The 2,938-nt window shown below is 69.3% G+C and carries 2 protein-coding genes and 1 pseudogene; 2 read left to right on the top strand and 1 reads right to left on the bottom strand.

All coding sequences use genetic code 11. The annotated features are described in order from the left end of the window. Nucleotides 1-850, top strand: an 850-nt coding sequence (locus CKO28_RS27445; RefSeq protein WP_207168962.1) for a tyrosine-type recombinase/integrase, incomplete at its 5' end; no start/stop codon positions are given. Beyond that, the gene (locus tag CKO28_RS28775; protein WP_242480864.1) at nt 847-1,857 is read left to right on the top strand and encodes a tyrosine-type recombinase/integrase; all 1,011 of its coding nucleotides are present in this window, start codon (nt 847-849) and stop codon (nt 1,855-1,857) included. The genes CKO28_RS27445 and CKO28_RS28775, both read left to right, overlap by 4 nt. Nucleotides 1,858-1,983: 126 nt before the next feature. Here CKO28_RS28775 and tnpC read toward each other — a convergent pair. Then, nucleotides 1,984-2,895: pseudogene (tnpC, locus tag CKO28_RS27440) on the bottom strand (IS66 family transposase); the annotation flags it as partial. Between the last annotated feature and the right edge of the window lie 43 nt (nt 2,896-2,938).

Genomic DNA, 2,938 nt, shown 5'->3' with positions numbered 1-2,938 from the left:
TCCAGCAAGCCTACTGCGGAGCTTTGTCGCCCACGCGGAGGATCGAGGCGATGCGTTTGTTCGCACAGAAACGGCGCTCGTCTGGACCACACAAGCGTCGTCGCCACAACACCGTCGCAGTCGGCTGCTGACCCTGCGGCGCTTCGCGCTGATGATGCATGCTGAGGATTCCCGCCACGAGGTCCCGGCGGCTGACGCGCTCGGGCGCGCCCGGTTCGAGCGGCGGGCGCCCTACATCTACGCGCCCGAGGAGATCGCCCAGCTCGTCCGGGCGGCCGCGGCGATGGGACCCGCCAGGACGATCCGGCCGCAGACGTATGCGACGCTGTTCGGCCTACTGGCGGCCACCGGCCTGCGCGTCTCCGAGGCGCTCGCCCTGCACTGCGCGGATGTCACCGCCGACGGCTTGGTCGTGCGCCAGACCAAGTTCCGTAAAGACCGGCTGGTGCCCCTGCACGAGACGACCCGTGCCGCGCTCGATCGCTATCTGGAGGTGCGCAAACGGGTCGCTGCATGTGTCCCGGCGCTGTTCGTCTCGGCCAGCGGCAAGGCGCCCGCGTATACCACGGTCGGCGAGACATTCCGGCGGCTGGTGAGCGAACTCGGTCTCCGCGACCGTCCGGATCAGCCCGATGCGCGCATCCACGACCTCCGACATACCTTCGCCGTCCGGTCGCTCGAGCAGTGTCCCGGCGGTCAGGCGGCCGTAGCCCGCCATGTCGCCGGTCTGTCCACCTATCTCGGCCACGTCCACGTCACCGATACCTACTGGTATCTGCACGCCACGCCTCTCCTGATGCGGCGCATCGCCGAGCGCGGCGAGGCTTGCTACCTGGGAGATCCGACATGACCGCGCTGGCGCCGCATCTCGCGGCGTTCCTGCGCGAGCATCTCCCCGGCGAACGCCGGGCGAGCCGGCACACCTGCGAGGCCTACGCCACCACCTTCCAGCTGCTCGTAACCTTCGCCGCGCATCGCCTCGCCCTCAGGCCATCCGCGCTCACCGTCGAACAGCTGGACGCATCGCTGATCTTAGCGTTCCTTGAGCACCTGGAGCAGGAGCGGGGCAACGCGCCGCGATCCCGCAACGCCCGGCTGGCGGCGATCAACTCGTTCTTTCGTTTCCTCGAGTTCCGGCTGCCCGCCTGTCTCGATCAGGCCCGCCAGATCGGTTCCATCCCGGTCAAAAAGACGGATCAGGCGTTGGTCGCCTATCTTACCCGCGACGAGGTGCAGGCCGTGCTGGCCGCGCCGGATCCCCGCTCGCGCGCCGGCACCCGGGACCGGGCGATGCTCCATCTCGCCTTTGCCGGCGGTCTGCGCGTCTCCGAGCTCCTCGGGCTCCGCCTCGACCGGGTTCGGTGTGTCGATCACCCCACCGTTCACGTCGTGGGCAAGGGGCGGCGGGAACGCGAGCTGCCGCTCTGGAAAGAGACCGCTGCCACGATCAACGCCTGGATCGCGATCCGCCCGCCCACAAGTGCACCGGTGCTGTTCCTCAACGCCACCGGCCGGCCCATGACCCGGTCGGGCTTCGAGTACATCCTCGCCAAGCACGTCGCGGCCGCCGCCGCGACGTGTCCAACCCTCGCGCAGAAGCGCGTCACCCCGCACGTGCTGCGCCACACCTGCGCCATGCACATTCTCCAGGCCACCCGGGACGTGCGCCAGGTATCACTCTGGCTCGGTCACGCCAGCCTGCAAAGCACCGAGGTGTATCTCCGCGCCGACCCGACGGAAAAACTCGCCACGCTCGCCGCATCCGAGTCCCCGCCCCTCGCGCCCGGGCGGTTCACGGCGCCCGACAAGCTGCTCGCCATGTTGAAGGACATCAGCCGTCCCGATTATGCCGAGTAACTCGGACCAGGATCCGCGGCTGCGGCCGGGTCGCAGCCGCGGACTCCGCATAACCTTGGACTCCGCATAGTTCCTGAAAATTACGGCCGGGCGGAGGTAGCGCTCGCTGGCGTTGTTGGTCGCCGGCACACCCGGGTTGGTGACGCACACGAACAGCTCGCAGCGCACGCGCCGGATCTGCCCGCGCAGCTTCTCGCCGGCGCGGCTGTCCGATGGCCGCGTGACCAGCTCATCGAGGTCCCGGTCGAGGCGACATCGGTACTGGTAGAGCGTGCTCTTCTGGAGATCCTCGCGCCGCCGGGCGATGTCGATGGCGCGCAGCAGGAGCTCCTTGAGCGGCGGGGCGAACACCGTGTCGCCGGCGTCGATGGCGTACTGCGCGTCCCGTAGCAGGTGGGCGAGGCAGAGCTGCCGGCTTTCACCGTGCCCGGTCTGCGCGGCGAAACGGTCGGAGACCCAGACCGCGGGGACGTGCTCGCCGAGCACCTCCCGGACGACGGCCTTGCCGCGGCTGGGCGCCACCTTGTGCAGCACCGCCGTGGCGCAGCCGAACACCCATTGCCAGTATTTCTGGCCGGCTACCCGGGCGCCCGTCTCGTCGCAGCCGATTACCCCGGCTTTGCGGAGTTCGGCGGTGATGTCGGCGACCGCGGCGTCCACCTGCTCCTTGGCGCGCGAGAGGATGTTGGCGATCGTGCCCTCGCTGATGGACACGCCGAACATGTCCAGCATCAAGGCCGACAGACGCTGGTAGCTGATGGCGTGGATGGTGTGCAGGTAGATCACCGCCTCCTCGACGCTGCGCCCGAACGGCGAGCCGGGTTCCAGGCCCTCCGGCGGGGTCGCGGCGAAGCGCTCGCCGCAGCAGGGACATTCGCCCTGGTACTGATGCACGCGGGTGACGTCCGGGCGCACCGGCGGGATCTCGATGCGGTCGTAACGGGTCTTGAGGGTTTGATGCGCCGGGCCGACGTGGCCGCCGCAACTTGGACAGTTGCTCGCCGGAGCGGTGACCGTGCGATCAGGGTTGGGCTCCAGCGAGCGCGCCTGACCCTGGCCGCCCTTGCCCGTCTTGCCGGCC

The organism is Rhodovibrio sodomensis (genome assembly GCF_016583645.1).
Taxonomy (GTDB): Bacteria; Pseudomonadota; Alphaproteobacteria; order Kiloniellales; family Rhodovibrionaceae; genus Rhodovibrio; species Rhodovibrio sodomensis.
Note: the sequence above shows the minus strand (reverse complement) of the source record. Positions and strands in the feature narration are given on the sequence as shown.